Annotated in this window: 12 protein-coding genes; 1 reads left to right on the top strand and 11 read right to left on the bottom strand. The window is 46.1% G+C overall.

Annotated features, from left to right (window positions below):
• Window positions 1–44 precede the first annotated feature (44 nt).
• The 4 genes from QUB25_RS00430 to QUB25_RS00415 are packed head-to-tail and all read right to left on the bottom strand — an operon-like array spanning window position 45 to window position 5,466.
• Window positions 45–1,601: a PAS domain-containing sensor histidine kinase gene (locus QUB25_RS00430; protein WP_333181464.1), complete on the bottom strand. Its 1,557-nt coding sequence runs from the start codon at window positions 1,599–1,601 to the stop codon at window positions 45–47.
• Window positions 1,598–2,134: a Rab family GTPase gene (locus QUB25_RS00425; protein ID WP_333181462.1), complete on the bottom strand. Its 537-nt coding sequence runs from the start codon at window positions 2,132–2,134 to the stop codon at window positions 1,598–1,600. The genes QUB25_RS00430 and QUB25_RS00425 overlap by 4 nt, the downstream gene beginning before the upstream one ends.
• 2 nt (window positions 2,135–2,136) lie before the next feature.
• On the bottom strand, window positions 2,137–4,851 hold the full coding sequence (locus QUB25_RS00420) for an OmpA family protein (RefSeq protein WP_333181461.1): 2,715 nt from the start codon (window positions 4,849–4,851) through the stop codon (window positions 2,137–2,139).
• A gap of 6 nt (window positions 4,852–4,857) precedes the next feature.
• Window positions 4,858–5,466, bottom strand: a complete 609-nt coding sequence (locus QUB25_RS00415) for a hypothetical protein (protein WP_333062315.1) — start codon at window positions 5,464–5,466, stop codon at window positions 4,858–4,860.
• A 1,131-nt stretch (window positions 5,467–6,597) separates the two neighbouring features.
• On the opposite strand from QUB25_RS00415, the gene alaS reads away from it, so the two are divergent.
• On the top strand, window positions 6,598–9,249 hold the full coding sequence (alaS, locus tag QUB25_RS00410) for an alanine--tRNA ligase (protein ID WP_333181459.1): 2,652 nt from the start codon (window positions 6,598–6,600) through the stop codon (window positions 9,247–9,249).
• A 211-nt stretch (window positions 9,250–9,460) separates the two neighbouring features.
• Here alaS and moeB read toward each other — a convergent pair whose 3' ends face one another.
• The 7 genes from moeB to QUB25_RS00375 form a co-directional block, all read right to left on the bottom strand.
• Window positions 9,461–10,633: a molybdopterin-synthase adenylyltransferase MoeB gene (gene moeB, locus QUB25_RS00405; protein WP_333040839.1), complete on the bottom strand. Its 1,173-nt coding sequence runs from the start codon at window positions 10,631–10,633 to the stop codon at window positions 9,461–9,463.
• Window positions 10,634–10,712: 79 nt separating this feature from the next.
• Complete coding sequence (locus QUB25_RS00400; protein WP_333181457.1) at window positions 10,713–11,192, bottom strand: M67 family metallopeptidase; 480 nt, start codon at window positions 11,190–11,192, stop codon at window positions 10,713–10,715.
• Window positions 11,193–11,327: 135 nt separating this feature from the next.
• Window positions 11,328–11,939, bottom strand: coding sequence for a Uma2 family endonuclease (locus QUB25_RS00395; RefSeq protein ID WP_333181455.1), 612 nt, complete (start codon window positions 11,937–11,939; stop codon window positions 11,328–11,330).
• Between the two features lie 148 nt (window positions 11,940–12,087).
• Window positions 12,088–12,315 carry a ferredoxin family protein gene (locus QUB25_RS00390; protein ID WP_333054336.1) on the bottom strand — a complete coding sequence of 76 codons (228 nt, stop codon included), beginning with the start codon at window positions 12,313–12,315 and terminating at the stop codon, window positions 12,088–12,090.
• A gap of 144 nt (window positions 12,316–12,459) precedes the next feature.
• Entirely contained in the window at window positions 12,460–13,695 is a 1,236-nt protein-coding gene (locus QUB25_RS00385) for an ATP phosphoribosyltransferase regulatory subunit (protein WP_333181453.1), read from the bottom strand.
• A 458-nt stretch (window positions 13,696–14,153) separates the two neighbouring features.
• Complete coding sequence (locus tag QUB25_RS00380) at window positions 14,154–15,050, bottom strand: DnaJ domain-containing protein (RefSeq protein ID WP_333040833.1); 897 nt, start codon at window positions 15,048–15,050, stop codon at window positions 14,154–14,156.
• 101 nt (window positions 15,051–15,151) lie between these two features.
• Complete coding sequence (locus tag QUB25_RS00375; protein WP_333181451.1) at window positions 15,152–15,967, bottom strand: inositol monophosphatase family protein; 816 nt, start codon at window positions 15,965–15,967, stop codon at window positions 15,152–15,154.
• Window positions 15,968–16,090 lie beyond the last annotated feature (123 nt).

Raw genomic sequence — 16,090 nt, 5'->3', positions numbered from 1 at the left:
TATTGAAGGCGCCCTCTGGATCTAATTATATAAAATTAATTTATTTATCTCTGTTTCTCAAATGGAATTCTGACTATAAAGGTAGTGCCTAGCCCTATCTCACTCGAAAATTCGATTTGACCTCCGTGCAAGTCTACACACTGCTTGACTATGGATAAACCCAGTCCTGTACCGGGTATTTTTCCGACATTTTTGGCTCGATAATAAGATTCAAAGAGTTGTTCTTGGTCTTCGAGAGGAATGCCAATACCTGCGTCTTTAATTTTAAATGTAGCTTCTTCATTATTGTGACAATTTAATTCAAAATAAATATGGCTATTGAGGGGCGAATATTTGACAGCATTTGACAGCAAATTTGTCAAGATGTGCCGCAGCAATTTTGGATCTAGTGCGGGCCACTGTTGCGTTTCCTGCGAGTCGGTATCATTTTGTTTCGCGGGCGTAACTAATTCTTGATAAATAAAGTTAATTGTATGATTTTTTCCAGAACTAATTTTAATTGATTCTACTAACTCGCTGCAAAATTTTTTTAAGTCAACTGGTGCGGGATAAAATTCGAGTTTTCCTGCTTCGGCGCTGCTTAGCAACCGCACGTCATCTAATAGCTGAGCCATCTGTTGAGATGCTGATTTAACGTGTTGCAGGTATTGTTGTTTTTCCGCGTGGGTGATATCGTCGCCGTAGTCTTGGAGGATTTTAGTAGCAAATAATACTGTACTTAAAGGATTGCCGAATTCGTGAGCAATCATCGAGAAAAAACGAGATTTTACCTGTCTGAGTTCTTGCTCTTTTGCTAAAGAACGACGAATTTCTATTTCTTGTTGTTTGCGTTCTGTGATGTCCCTACCTATATAAATGAAATCGTAAAGTCCCTCTAGTTCTGTCTGAATTGCCGAACAGGAAAATTCTACCCAAATTTCTTCTCCTGCTTTTGTAGTGCAGACTATTTCTAGTTCTCTCCGCAGCTCTTTTTGAGACAAAATATAGCGGTGGCGAGCTTGGTAAATTAATGTTTCTTCTACTACTATTAAAGACAGGGGGTTGCCGATCAATTCTGCTTCGCTATACCCAAATAACCATTGTGCAGATTGATTGATTGTTTTGATAGTTCCTAATGTTGTTGTCACCAACAAAGCATCGCCCATCGAACGAATAACTTTATCTATATAATCTTTAGAAGCGGCTAAGGCACTAACCAAAAGATTAGCTTCATTCGCCCTCTGAATCAAGGATTGCTTCATTACCATCTTTTCGGTGGTATCTTCAATCAAAATTAGCAATTTACTTGGCACATCTTCTTGTTCTTCTTCATATTTGATAGCCAACATATCAAAGTATAAAGGGCGGTTCGGGTCGGCAAACCGAGCGATACCTTTGACTTCAAAACCCGGCAACCGTCCCATAATGATAGACATGAGGATATTTTCAATGCCAATCAGTTCGGGAAAACTTAGGCGCGCATCTGCACCGGGTATCGCCTCGCCCGGAGTATCGGCATAATGCTGCACTTCGGCGGAGGTTGCCTGAATGATAAAATGGTGATTAACTACAAAATACTGTGTTTGTCGCGGGCCTAACAGTTTTCTTAACAGTGGATTCATAATTGTTCTACCATTGTGTAAGCTAGTTTGTAGAAAATTTCATCAACGTCTTTGCCTGTTTTAGCAGATGTCGTGCACACTGCTATTACTTTGTCTTTACTTATGGAATGGGATATTTCCACTAGCAGCGCCAATTTTTCCTCGTCAATCAAGTCTACTTTGTTCAAAGCGACGATAATTGAGCCTTTAGGGTTGACTGAAGAAAAAAGCTGAATGTGTTCGGAGATTCGCTCAACTGTTTCGGATCGGCTGACATCGGCAACGATTAAAACGCCGCTAGCTCCCTGCAAGTAAGTCGGTGCTATTCCTTTGAATTTTGTATGGCCTTCTAAGTCCCAAATCAGCAACTGTGCAGTCACGTTTTCCCGCTGTTTTACGCCTTCTAATTCTACGTTTTTGCGAGAAATTTTTACTCCCACGGTGGAGAGGTATTGGTCGCTGAATTGCCGATCGACAAAACGGCGGATCAGGCTGGTTTTGCCCACGCCAAAATCGCCGATCATACACATTTTTTTAGCTATAGTAACTGACATAATTATTTAGTGTTTATGGTCTTAGTTATGGGTTCAAATAGCACGCACCTGCTTAAAATTCGCGGTTGATTAGGTTCCACGTCGGCAGGAGGATGGGGGATGCCAACCGTTTGGAGGCGCTTTGGATCAGCACCTTGCCGCACTAAAGCATCTCGCACGGCTGCGGCACGCCTGAGCGACAACTGTTGATTTGTAGCAAGTTCTCCTCTTCGATCGCTGTGCCCAATTATCTTAATCTGTTTTTGAGGATATTGATCCATGAATTTTTTGACACTGGCGATGATTTCTTCATCTGTTGAGTCTAATTTTGTCGTTCCTTGCTCGAAGTAGATGCGGGTTGTAATCTTCAGCGGCTCTAATTTAATCGTACTGATGACCGACTGAACACCGGGAATTTGCTTCAGGGACTGAGCTATTTTCTGTGCCTCTGCACCGTCTCTAACTCGGCCCTCTACTGTAAGTTTGCGATCGCCATACCGCGTAGAAATAGAAACGCCCTCTCTCTGGTTCAAAACGGCGGTAATCCGCTGCACCTCAGCCGCCGTCAAAACTGGATCTGGGGGGACATCTACAGCTATAATTCTATTATCTAATTGCAATTTTGGTGCAGTTGATGCGGCTATTTTTTCTGCTTGTGCCCGCAATTCTTGATTTGGCAACTTACCGCTTAGCTTTAAAGTTTTGCCATCAACTGCCACATCTAAGCGGTAAACTGCTAATTCGGGAGTGGATGCTAAAGCTGCGATGGCATTTGCTTCGAGGCGGCGCTCAACACTGCTGCGGTACTGATAAATTCCCCAAGGTACTAAGATTAAGCTCAAGGTGGCTAAACTGATAGCAGCTAGGGCGATCGGGGGTTTTGTTGATTTTTCCGTTTGTAGCGGGTCGAATAAAGTTTTTATACAGGGGTGCAGCGAGTCCGGTATAGTACCCGGATCGCCGTTAAACTCGTGAATTACTTGACCATAATTAAGGATGAGATTACTAACGGTTTGTCGTATTTTTTGGATGAACAAGTTTGGCGGTTCTCCTTTAATCACGACGGCTATGTAGCAATATCCCGCTACTTCTAGCAGAATTTTTGAGGCGCCGTATTCAATTTGATTTAGTTCGGAAGATTCTCCCGGCTGCACGATGCACTCGTTGACAAAGCTGCGAATAGCTGTGAGCATTCCTGCTACCATTTCTGATTCTAACTGGTAGCTTTCTGAGTTTTGAACTTCAGAAATTATTAAGCCTGATGCTTTTTGAATTAAGAATGCTGCTTGGACGGTGAAGGGTACTGATTCTTGGAGGATTAATTCAGCTTCGGAAACTCCTTGTACTTTGGAGCGAATTTTTCTTTTGAATCCTTCAACGCTGATGGCATTTGACACTTTTTCATTGATTGTCTTAATAGCTTCTGCCATGTATCGGGCAATTGTACTGCCAATTACGGGATAGAGCGCATCCACCATAGAGTCGCGTTCAAGTTTTATTTGGGCTGTAATCGCTTTGCCCATTTCGGGGGCGAGGGCTTGGGCGATCGACTCTTGGTCGAGGCGAATTTGCTCTTTAATCGCCAGACCGATTTCTGGGGCGATCGCCTTGGCAATTTCCGCTGGCGAATTCACTATTTGTTGAGCAAGTGCGTCGGGAAGCAGCTCAGCTATTGCCGCACTCATTGCCGACTTGTTTTCGTGAGTTTTTGCCCTAATCACTTCGTCAATAATTGGGACGATCGCCTTGACAACTTCTTCTCTGGAATCGGCAATTTTACGGCTGAGAATTTCTGCGATCCAAGGCAACATCAACTCAATCAACTCTTGGGGCTCGTAGATTTGGTGCTCCAATTTTCCTAATTTATCGTCGATTGTTGCCATCAGGTGGCGCACCCCCGGCAAATCGTTTTCTGCCAGCAGACTTTTTACTTGCTCGATATCCGAGATTTGCGCTCCGAACATCAGATTTTGCAGCCTTTCCATCGCGCTGTCGGCTTCATTTAAATCCTGTTTAATTTGGCCTAATATTTCTCCTGGCTGCGATATCGGTGTCGGCTGTTCTACCAAGTTTGGCATCGATTGAAGCGAAGCAACCACCGGATCTAAATCTGCAGTTTCGGGTGGCTCTGAGACTGTGGAAACTATGGGATTATCGGGAATTTCCGAGGATTTTGACTCGGTTTCGGGAGGGGAAATATCTTGTTGCCGATCGAACTTGTGGGATTCTTGAGCCTGTACTTCCTGTAGAGAATCTTTCATTGTCAAGTTAGACAATTCCTCGACAGGCTTTGATGCCTCCTCCAAATCCGGCTGGGCGATCGCGGAAACATCTATAGTTTTAGCTGAGGAATAGTCTTTTTCCAGTTCTGAAGTGTTGAGTTTGTGAGTAGCGAATAGCAAACTTTTGAACTCGTCTGCAACAGGCGGGGAATCGCCCGACTCAGGTGTGCGAGATCCAGTTTCGGTTACACTCGCTGCAACTTCCTCTGGCGCTTGTTCAGAAATACCTAACAAATCCATCAACCCGCCGAGGGCCCCAGCTTGATTATTTTCGCCACTGCTATCATCTTCGGGCTCTGCATTTTGCTGGTTGGAACCTGCAATAATTTTGAGATCGACTAACAGATTCAGCAAGGGTTCTAGCTGGGTTGCTGCATCGGCAGCAGACTCGTCAGGTTGAGAAACAAAACCCTCTAACTCATTTTCGTCAGCCGGATTTTCTTTCGGTAAAGCCATGCGTTATTATCCGTTATGGTGGCGCTCCGGCAACAGAAATTCGGTATTTAACTTATTATCCGCAACGCCTTTAAGTTCGGGTACAAATTCTGTTCCTTTGAGCCTCATACCGAGTTCAAACAGAATTTCTGCCATGTCGTCTCTAGAAACTTTAACATCTCTGAGCATAGAAAAGCGACGATCTAGTTCTTCAAAAACCTGTGTTTTCAAAGTGCGGGTTTCTTCAGATAGTCGCTCTCTGGTTTGGGAGAGTTCGTCGCGAAGCGAACGGGTTTGATTGTCAATAGCCTCGTCGAGGGCTTCAATGCTGCTGGAGAATTTTCGGTTAACGCGATCGACTTGCTGACGGATGTCTGCGCTTTCTTCTTGGGTGTTTGAGCTGAGCGATTTAACTTTCTTTTCTAACGAATCAACCGCAGCCCTCATTTCTCCTGAAAGAACTGTTTTTACTTGTTCGATGCGAGCTTGCATATCTTGCTGCATCATCGACAAGTCGGAATCTATTTTATCGAAGCGATTGTCGTATTCTCTAAGCTGCGCTCCAAAAATTATATCCCGGATCTGGTCAATATTTCCCAGCCGTTCGCGCATTTCTTCTTTAGTTATTTCGGCCATGCTTGTACCTAGAATTTCCGCAGATTGTGAGTTTAAGAAGTGTGCTAGTGATTTACTACCGTTGTTGGTGGCACTAGCTTTTTTGAGTGGGCGGGCTTTTATTTTTTGAACTCTTACCCCTGCCTCGGGGATGGGATTTTTTAGAGTCTTGACTCTAAATATCCTGAGATTCAAATTTTTGAGCCTGGTCTTGTCACCAAAAATGGCGGTTGGCTATCCTTGGCTTGCAGCAAGCTCAGAGAAGCGTAGATTTGCTGCTATACAGGACAGCGGGGTAGATTTTAATGTCTTGTACTGACATATTCAATCATATCGCATCTTGACCGTGCCTCATACCACAGCCCTTGATCCCAGGCAAAAAGCGGGCGGGGGCGGGCGCCCACGTCCTATTATATATAATATATAACTCAAAAGCTGCACCGATCGCTCGCCGATCGGCTCCCAGGGATTTAGCCTTTGAGCAGAAAGCACTTATACAGTCAAACTCTGCCCCTCTCTCTCACTCCCCCTCAAACCCTCTCCTCCTGCGATCGCCCAAAAATTCATAGGGCCCGATCGACAGCGATCAGACCCAATAATATGAGAACTTTGTTTTTTCTAACAAACGAGATGTGTTTCCGATTGAGAACTGTTACTTACTAGGGTTTACAACTTGTGCAGCTTTAGTTTTAATCAGCAACGACAACTAAGTCTTACTTGACTGCGGTTTGGCTTGACTGCTCGATCGGCAGTTCGCCACTATTCCAAGTTGTGTTCGGTTAATTTCTGCTGCGCCTGGGAATCTAGACCGGAGACACCATGCCTATATCCTTGAACTTTCTTTCTAAATATAGCGACCTCCTTTCTCTTTCTGTCCCGGTGTCTATTATTAAGTTAGCATGGCCTTTCGGAGGAGTAAAGCACTATTTGCAAAACTTGATAGGTCTTTACATTACTAAGTATAATGATATGAATCTCCAAATAGATGTAAGTTAGCACTCACGCACTCGTAACGAAGAAACCGGGTTTTTCTACCCAGATTGAGGATTTTAAGCAAGTATTTTGGTTGGAAAAGCGGGTTTCTGGACACCCGTGCGTAAGTCCTATAAATTCTATTGTTGCTACATCTTTACATACTTAAGTGTTTTTGTCATGTCTATTTCTCCTAAGTTTCTCAGTGGCAGCCAAATCCGCCAAACCTTCCTCGACTTTTATGCTCAGCGGGGACATAAGATATTGCCGAGTGCTTCTTTGGTGCCCGAAGATCCGACAGTGTTGCTGACGATCGCCGGAATGCTACAATTCAAGCCGATATTTCTCGGACAGCGCGCCGCCGAATCACCGCGCGCCACGACTTCTCAAAAGTGCATCCGCACCAACGACATCGAAAACGTCGGCCGCACCGCCCGCCACCACACGTTTTTTGAGATGTTGGGTAACTTCAGTTTCGGGGATTATTTCAAGAAACAGGCGATCGCCTGGGCGTGGGAACTTTCCACGGAAGTTTTCGGTTTACCAGCGTCGAATTTGGTTGTTAGCGTTTTCCGAGAAGATGACGAAGCTTTTGCGATTTGGCGCGATGAAATTGGCATTCCGGGCGATCGCATTCAGCGCATGGGAGAAGAGGACAATTTCTGGCAATCCGGCCCGACTGGCCCCTGCGGCCCGTGTTCGGAGATTTACTATGATTTCCACCCAGAGAGAGGTGACAATATTGACCTCGAAGATGATACCAGGTTTATTGAATTCTACAACCTGGTTTTCATGCAGTACAATAAAGATGCAGAGGGCAATTTAACACCGCTGCAAAATCAAAATATTGATACTGGCTTGGGACTGGAACGGATGGCGCAAATCCTCCAGAAAGTCCCCAATAATTACGAAACAGATTTGATTTTTCCGATCATTCAATCGGCCGCAGAAATTGCCGGAATTGATTACCACAATAGCGATGAAAAAGTCAAGGTTTCGCTGAAAGTAATTGGCGATCACATTCGGGCTGTGGTGCACATGATTGCGGACGAAATTCGCGCGTCGAATGTTGGTCGCGGTTACATTTTGCGCCGGTTGATTCGCCGGGTGGTACGCCACGGGCGACTGATTGGAATTCAGGGCGAATTTACGGTGCGGGTGGCTGAAAGTGCGATCGCCCTTTCGGAAGCTGCTTATCCGAACGTGCGGCAGCGGGAAGCTCAAATTAAGGCGGAATTGGCAAGGGAAGAGGCGCAGTTTCTCAAGACTTTGGAACGCGGAGAGAAGCTGCTGGAGGAAATTGTCGATCGCACAAAACAGCAAGCAAACCAACAAATCAGCGGTCAAGATGCTTTCACTCTTTACGATACCTACGGTTTCCCCTTAGAACTGACTCAAGAAATTGCTGAGGAACAGGGAATAACTGTGGATTTGGACGGCTTTGAAGCGGCGATGAAAGCACAGCAAACTCGCGCTAAAGATGCTCGCCAAACAATCGATTTAACCGTGCAGGGTTCTTTGGATAAGTTGGCTGAAACAATCCAAGGAACTGAGTTTGTCGGTTATGCTGAATTGTCGAGTTTAGCTGAGGTGGAAGTTATCTTGGTTGACGGCAAATCTGTGGAGGAAGCAGCCGCGGGTACCGAGGTACAAGTTGTTTTGAACCAAACGCCGTTTTATGCAGAATCCGGCGGACAAATTGGGGATAAAGGTTATTTGAAAAGTGGAGATAATGGTGATGGTTTGTTAGTAAGAGTTGATGATGTGAAGAAGGAATCGGATTTCTTCGTGCATTTCGGCTTTGTGGAACGGGGAACGCTGAGAGTTGGCGATAGTATTACGGCGAAGATTGACAATAGCGGTCGCCGCCGAATTCAGGCTAACCACACAGCAACTCACTTATTACAATCAGCTTTGCGGAAAATTGTGGACGATTCGATTTCGCAAGCTGGTTCGCTGGTATCGTCAGAGAGATTGCGGTTTGATTTCAATTCTCCGCGCGCTGTCACAGCAGAAGAGTTGCAGAAAATTGAGGATTTAGTTAATAGTTGGATTGCTGAGGCGCACGCTGCGGTCGTTGCAGAAATGCCGATCGCCGTTGCGAGGGAAAAAGGCGCGACTGCGATGTTTGGCGAGAAGTACGGCGACGTGGTGCGGGTGATCGATTTTCCCGGCGTTTCGATGGAATTGTGCGGGGGGACTCACGTCAGCAATACCGCAGAAATCGGGCTGTTTAAGATTGTTTCCGAAGCGGGCGTAGCGGCGGGAACTCGCCGGATTGAAGCGGTTTCGGGTCAAGCTGTTTTGGACTATTTGAACGTGCGGGATAAGGTAGTGCGCGATTTGGGCGATCGATTTAAGGCGAAGCCTGAAGAATTGCCGAACCGGATTACTAATTTGCAGAATGAGTTGAAGGATACTCAGAAACATTTGGCTGCTGTGAAGTCGGAATTGGCGATCGCGAAATCCGACCAGTTGCTGAGTGCCGCTGAGGATGTCGGCGAATTCAAAATCATTGTATCTCAATTGGGAGATGTGGATACAGAAGCGCTGAAAACTGCGGCGGAAAGATTGCAGCAGAAGTTAGGAAATGCTGCGGTTGTTTTGGCATCAATTCCTGAACCCGATAAGGTAAGTTTGGTGGCTGCTTTTAGTCCAGAAGTCAATAAAAAAGGATTGCAAGCTGGCAAGTTTATCGGGGGAATTGCTCAAATTTGCGGCGGAAAAGGCGGCGGGCGGCCTAATTTGGCGCAAGCTGGGGGACGCGATGCAAGTAAGTTGCAGGAAGCGTTGGAAAGTGCTCGGAATTTGTTAGTTGAAGGGTTGGGTTAATCTGCGTTTTTTGTAGGGACACGGCATTGCCGTGTCCTGCTTCACTACTAAAGGTCAAATTCCCCTTAAAAAAGGGGAATTTAGAGGTTTCTCGACTCGGCTGTGAACGAAAGATACAAAGGTTGTTCAGCGTAAGTTGACACTAATGACCACAGTTTACTCGCTTGTATCTCGTGATATTAGCTAAACCCGCCCCAGAAAAAGATTGAGCTTAATATTGAGGTACAGATGGGTCTACTTCTTCACTCCAAGCAGTAATCCCGCCCTTAACATTAATCCCCTCAATTCCCGCTTCCTTCAAAATCCCCAAAGCCTTCGCAGAACGTCCGCCCATTTTGCAGTGTGCAATCAAGCGGTGGCCGTTCAACAATTCCTTGACCTTGGCGACACCTGCGCCGTGTTCGATATCCGGCAAAGGAACCAAAACCGACCCAGGAATTTGACAAATTTGATACTCATTGGGATTGCGAACATCCAACAAGACAAAATCTTTCGCACCGCTGTCGATTAACTCCTTAAGTTGCGTGACAGTCATCTCAGGAATTTGCGTTTGCTGACTTGCTTCCTGCGCTTTTGCTTGAGGAATGCCACAGAATTGTTCGTAATCGATTAACTTTTCAATTACCGGGCGCACTGGATTCGGCCGCAGTTTCAATTGCCGGAAAGTCATATCTAGGGCATTGTAAAGCAACAATCTGCCGCTCAAAGTAGTGCCTTGACCCAAGATAATTTTGATAGCTTCCGTTGCTTGGATAGACCCGACAACTCCGCACAAAACGCCTAAAACGCCGCCTTCTGCACAAGAAGGAACCATCCCAGGAGGCGGGGGTTCTGGGTACAAATCGCGATAATTCGGGCCGCCTTCGTAGTTGAAAACTGTTGCTTGCCCTTCAAATCGGAAGATAGAACCGTAGACGTTGGGCTTGTTTAAAAGCACGCAAACGTCGTTCATCAAATAGCGAGTCGGGAAGTTGTCCGTACCGTCGATAATGATATCGTAAGGAGTGGCAATGTCGATCGCATTTTCCGAACTAACGCGAGTTTCGTACAAATCAACTTGACAAAAAGGATTAATTTCTAAAATCCGATTTTTAGCCGACTCAATCTTCGGTTTCCCAACCCAAGAAGTGCCGTGAATTACTTGCCGCTGCAAATTGGAATGGTCTACAACATCAAAGTCTACAATCCCAATGCGGCCAACACCGGCGGCGGCTAAATACAGCAGCAGCGGCGAACCGAGACCTCCCGTACCGATGCAGAGCACGCTGGCAGCTTTGAGACGCTTCTGCCCTTCCAATCCAACTTCTGGGAGGATGAGGTGGCGAGAGTAGCGTTCGTATTCTTGTTTGTTGAGCTGGATCTCGTCCAGATTAGGATTTAGCATGATATTGTGTGTAGCGCAGATTTTGAATTATATCCTATCTGAATCTTTCGCATTTTTACGTGTTTGTTATTTTTACTAATTATTTCTTAATCTCAGTCGGTTCCAGTGCGAGAATTTCCTCTGCTTGAAAGTTCCCCTCTCCGTCAAGACTCCAACTGCGGAGGTCTTCTGAACAGCCTTGTCGGACGGACACAATGATGTAAGAGTATTCGGCCCACGCCAATGTCCGATCGCACTCTGAGGGCACTGCGGGACAATCCGTGTGAGAATGATATATACCGATAATATCCAGAGTGCGATCGCGCCCATGTTTCATCGCCCGCAACATATCTTCGGGTCGGATAGCATATCTGCGTCTTTCTGTCAATCCTTTTTGTTCAGGCCAATTCTCCTCAGCTTCCGCACTCCAAGCATTGTCAGTTGGCCAAACTTCTACCACAGTTTTAACATCGCTAGTAACTCGACCGAGCAACAAACCGCAGCATTCTTCAGGATAAGCGCTTTCGGCGTGGGTACGCATGGATAAAATGTGAGAGTCGGAAAGTGCGATCAATGGCATAGGATTTTATTGTAGATTTTATTGTAGTTTTTTTTGTAAAGTGCGATTCCCTGCGGGATAGCTACGCTTCACGGGCTTTTTTTTAATTGTGGAACAGGCATCTTGCCTGTTCAATACTGGCTTTTCTAGAGCTCTCTATTGATTTGACATTCCTGTAGCTGTTTGCAAAACAGTTCTATAAGCAATAACAGCTTCAGTCTGGTTAACATATCCTACATATTGACTCAATACAGAAAAGTCTAACTCAGGCAAAAATTCACTCCTCGAAATTAACTCATAACCAGACTCCCGCAAGTGGTAAAGAGAAAATTGCTCGTTAGCCCAAAACCAGACTTCAGGAACCTGCAAACCGCGATACACATCCAGCTTGTCAATACCGCCGCTAGTTAGAGAAATTTCTATCACAATATCCGGGACTTCTGCAAGTAAACCTAAACAGTAACACTCATCTGGTTCAGCACCCCGTCTCACAGCTTCGCGGCGAAATGTAGCACTTCCGTAACCGTTGAGATTAATTAGCCTTTCAACCGCATAGGTTTCTATCAACCGGGCAATAATTTTTTTGAGCCTTTCGTGTTCTGGCGAAGTCGTCATGATAATTTCTAACGTTCCTTCCAAGTAAGTCATCCTGGGGAATTCATCGACAAACATATCAGAAAGCTGCTCGTATTGCTCCCAACTCACCTCATATAAAATAATGCGTTGTTCGATAGCAGGTTCGAGGGTTTTCGGATCTAAAAGTAACATAATTAATTACCTGCACTTAAATATCTAAAGGTTAGATTTGTAGGCTCTTTCTCACCCTTCTTCTCTGTGTCCTCTGTGCCCTCTGCGGTTCATAAAAAAATGTAGGGTGCGCCGCAGCGCACCTTACGGATGAAGTTAATTAATGCAATCAAGTCGGAGTTTGCTGCAACTCAGGTCGCTCATCTGGAACGATCGCACCTTCGACAGGACACACCTGCAAACAAATGCCACAGTCAATGCAGGTATCAAAATCAATCCAAAACCAATCAGTACCCTTGACATTTTTGCCAGGGCCGGGGTGAATGCAAGCAACCGGACAAGCGCCGACGCAATCAGCAATTCCTTCGCAAATATTCGTAACAATAGTGTGTGCCATAGTGTTCTCTCAAAACATTTTAGGTAGATAGGGAATTAGCAATTAGTAATTGGCAAAACCTTCTATCAATCAGCAGGATACATAATATCATATCGGGTGATTTTTAACCAATTACCAACTACTAATTACCAATTACCAATTAGCCTAATTTACCGTTTCAATTGTTGGCAATCCTTCGGCATTTACCCAAGCAATTTGAGCAATACGTCGATCGCGCGCGTATTCCCGCGCCGACTCTGCTGTCTCCCGACTCTCCAAATCTATTTCCACCCGAACTAGGTGAGTAGAGTCTCGGAGTTTGCGAGCGTAAGCAAACGCGGCTGCACTAGCTTCAGGAGTTTGAGCCACAACCAACCAGTCGCTAGCTGGCGTCTGGGTGGGCAATTGCCCCTCTGTCAGCAACACTTGATGCAAATCTTCAATATTCAGACAAAACCCGATGCCGGGGGAATTTTGCCCTTGCGGATCGAACAGTCCCAACAGTTGGTCGTAGCGTCCCCCTTGTCCTAAAACTCGCTGTCCTGTCTTGCTGCTGCTGACAACTTCAAACACAATTCCAGTGTAGTAGTCAAATGTTTGAATTAAACTCAAATCGAGGTGAATGTGGGATTTGAGATTGGGAATTTTTGACTGGCATTGGTGCAGCAATTCGATGGCCGATTTGAGATTATTTAACGCGGCTTGCTGTGGCAGATCTAAATCTAGTTTGGCAACAATTGGCAACACCTCTTCTGGGCGGCCGCGCAAGTCAAATAACAGCAGAGCTCTTTCTCGCAATTCGGTTGACAGCGGCAAAGTTTCCAAGGCAATTCGATCGAGATTGGCTATCGCCCCCCGAACTTTTTGGCGCACATTTGGCGGAAACGGTTCCAGCAATCTTGCAGTCAAGCCCGCTTCTCCCAAAACCAAATGCCAGTCATCAATTCCCAAGCTCTGCAAGCACTCAGACAGCAGCAGCAGCACTTCCGCATCCGCAACCGTCCCCCCCGCGCCGAGCAGCTCTACGCCAGCTTGATAGAACTCTTGTTGCCCGCCTGAGCCAGTATCTGGGCCTTTGCGGAAGACGTTAGCGTTGTAGTAGAGGCGCTGAGGCTGCCAACGAGTCCCGGCCATCCGCATCGCAGCCGCCCGGGCGATGGATGCTGTCAATTCCGGCCGCAAACCAAGTTCTCCATCCTCGGCGTCTTGCAATTGAATCAGAGTCGATCGGTTGATCGCGCCCCCAGCCATCAATGTCTCCAGCCTTTCTAGAGTAGAGGTAATAATCCGGTGGTAGCCCCAGCGGTGAAAAACTTGCTGTAAGCGCCGTTCGATCGAAATTTTTTGAGCAACGTCAAGGGGCAATAAATCTCTTGCGCCGGATGGGGGTTGGTGAACCATATCAATTTTAGATTTTAGACTTTAGAAGATTTTAGATTGGGCTTAGAAGCTTAGCTTTATGGACGGTGTTAAAGTCTAACGAGGCAAGCTTAACATTTGACTTTAACAAATTAAGGTGTCATATCAATTTTAGATTTTAGATTTTAGATTTTAGATTGGGCTTAGAAGCTTAGCTTTAGGGACGGTGTTAAAGTCGAAGCAGGCAAGCTTAATCTTCGACTTTAACAAATGAAGGCGTGATAGCGTTTTGGTTTGCATGGGAATAATCATTTTCCCGGTCAGTGCGATCGTCCCGCTCTTTCTGGATCACCCGATCTCGCGGGACGATCGCACTGACGGTATAATTCCGATGTCACCGGATTTGATCTCACCAAGTCTTGATTGTTTTGAGCGATCTCACTCCACTGCTGTGCAGTTCACCATTTTCTCAAAATTCAAGACTCACAAATCACAACTTCTCACTTCTTCTTCCCGCCAAACAAACTTGCAAAAAATCCTGGTTTCTCGTCACCTTTTTTTGCCTTTGCGGAAGCTTGTTCCAGCTTTTTCTTAACCTCCAAAGCCGTCGGTTCTTCAGGATTTGATGCCAAAGCTTTGTTCATCTCAAGTTTTGCCATTGTGGCTTGATTTTGTTCAACGTAACACATTGCTAACAAAGCGTGGGTCTTGCTGTGTTTCGGATCGCGTTTCACGCCTTCTTTCAACTCTATAATTGCTTTGGCGTAACTTTTGCTGTCCATGAATCCTTGAGCTCGGCGGCAATAGGCTTCGGCCGGCGAGCCTGTTGCCGGAGTTGGGGTTGGGGTTGGGGTTGGGGTTGGGGTTGGGGTTGGAGTTGGGGTTGGGGGGTCTGTTTTTTTTAGGTCGGTTGGGGCTTGGCGCTCTTTTCGCAGCAGGTAAACCATGTTGAGTTCGCTAATTTGATTAATCGCCTCTTGCGTTTCCTTAACTGATTCGTACTGCTTGAGAGCGAGTTTGCTAACTGCTGTTTTGTAAGCTTCTTCCCAATCTTTAGCGGTAGCTAACTGTTTGGCTGCTTCGCTTTCAATTTGCATTTTCGCCTGTTCTTTAACAACGCGCTTGCCGATGGCTCCTAATAGCAGGCTGTATTCTTTGCGATCGCTTTCCTTGGAGAATTTGTTGTAAGCCGGATTGACTACTTTTGACAAAAATTGGTTAGCCCAATCTTTATCGGCTTGGCTTTCAAAAGAGCAAGTATCCGAATGCAACCGGCGGGCGATTTTCATGTAGCGCTTGCGGATGTCGTTAAACTCGGCGTCTAAGGGAATTCCCAAAATTGCGTGCTGATCTGTAAAGTCATACTTGAACAGCCCTTTTGTCATTTCAAAAGACATAACTTTTACTCTTCCTTTCCTGGCTTTTCACTATTCTTTAATGTAGCTTGAGTCAAGGGGTTGTGACCCCCGTACTACCCCCGATCTATTGCTGGGAGGCGCTACTTCCAAGAAGATAAGGGAGGAACTGCTAGCAGTGCGCTGCTGAGTTCGGCGTGTATTTTGCCGTTTGTGGCCAAAATCCGACCCGAGTTCATCTCAAAGGCACTGCCGTCATAAGCTGTAATTTGACCTCCGGCTTCGGAGACGATGACTACACCGGCTGCTACGTCCCAAGGGGCGAGTCCCCGTTCCCAATATCCGTCCGATCGGCCCATTGCGAGGTGTGCCAGGTCTAGGGATGCCGAACCGCTGCGCCGGACGCCTTGGGTGAGGTGGGTGAGGTGACAGAATTCGGCATAATTATTGTCCGCTGTTTCGCGCCGATCATATGCAAAGCCACTGACTAGCAAGCTGGTTCTCAATTCTGGGATTTGAGAAACTTCGATCGGCGACCGGTTGCAAGTTGCTCCCAATCCTTTGCCTGCCCGAAACAATTCGTTATGCAAAGGGTCGTAAATTACTCCAATTTGTGGTATTCCGTCGATTAAAAGTCCGATCGACACGGCCCAAAAAGGATATTGGTGAGCAAAATTGGTTGTGCCGTCCAAAGGGTCGATCGCCCACAGGTATTTGCTGCTGGCATCCCCTAATTTGCCGGATTCTTCGGCGAGGATGGCGTGGTCGGGTACGTGGCGACTCAGAATTTCTAAGATGACGGCTTCTGAGGCTTTGTCGGCTTCTGTGACTAAATCGCCCGATCGACCTTTTTCTTGAATTTTTTCTAGTTTTCCGCAGAAAGATTGCAGGACCGAACCGGCGGCTAGGGCTGCTTCGGTGGCTATTTCTAAGAAGTTTTGCAGTTTATTGTCAGTCATTTGTTAGTTGTTATAGCAGAAGGAAGAAGGAAGAAGGAAGTACGAACCGCGAAGACGCTTATGACACGAAGGAAGAAGGAAGCAGGAAGAAGGAAGAATGAAATCATTGCTCATTAGTTGTTA

Origin of the sequence: Microcoleus sp. B3-D7, from assembly GCF_036705305.1 — a bacterium.
GTDB lineage: Bacteria > Cyanobacteriota > Cyanobacteriia > Cyanobacteriales > Microcoleaceae > Microcoleus.
Note: the sequence above shows the minus strand (reverse complement) of the source record. Positions and strands in the feature narration are given on the sequence as shown.

Excerpts from the sequence above, each read along its gene's own strand:
- QUB25_RS00430 (WP_333181464.1), bottom strand. The coding sequence starts at position 1,601 with ATGAATCCACTGTTAAGAAAACTGTTAGGCCCGCGACAAACACAGTAT.
- QUB25_RS00425 (WP_333181462.1), bottom strand. The coding sequence starts at position 2,134 with ATGTCAGTTACTATAGCTAAAAAAATGTGTATGATCGGCGATTTTGGC.
- QUB25_RS00420 (WP_333181461.1), bottom strand. The coding sequence starts at position 4,851 with ATGGCTTTACCGAAAGAAAATCCGGCTGACGAAAATGAGTTAGAGGGT.
- QUB25_RS00415 (WP_333062315.1), bottom strand. The coding sequence starts at position 5,466 with ATGGCCGAAATAACTAAAGAAGAAATGCGCGAACGGCTGGGAAATATT.
- alaS (WP_333181459.1), top strand. The coding sequence starts at position 6,598 with ATGTCTATTTCTCCTAAGTTTCTCAGTGGCAGCCAAATCCGCCAAACC.
- moeB (WP_333040839.1), bottom strand. The coding sequence starts at position 10,633 with ATGCTAAATCCTAATCTGGACGAGATCCAGCTCAACAAACAAGAATAC.
- QUB25_RS00400 (WP_333181457.1), bottom strand. The coding sequence starts at position 11,192 with ATGCCATTGATCGCACTTTCCGACTCTCACATTTTATCCATGCGTACC.
- QUB25_RS00395 (WP_333181455.1), bottom strand. The coding sequence starts at position 11,939 with ATGTTACTTTTAGATCCGAAAACCCTCGAACCTGCTATCGAACAACGC.
- QUB25_RS00390 (WP_333054336.1), bottom strand. The coding sequence starts at position 12,315 with ATGGCACACACTATTGTTACGAATATTTGCGAAGGAATTGCTGATTGC.
- QUB25_RS00385 (WP_333181453.1), bottom strand. The coding sequence starts at position 13,695 with ATGGTTCACCAACCCCCATCCGGCGCAAGAGATTTATTGCCCCTTGAC.
- QUB25_RS00380 (WP_333040833.1), bottom strand. The coding sequence starts at position 15,050 with ATGTCTTTTGAAATGACAAAAGGGCTGTTCAAGTATGACTTTACAGAT.
- QUB25_RS00375 (WP_333181451.1), bottom strand. The coding sequence starts at position 15,967 with ATGACTGACAATAAACTGCAAAACTTCTTAGAAATAGCCACCGAAGCA.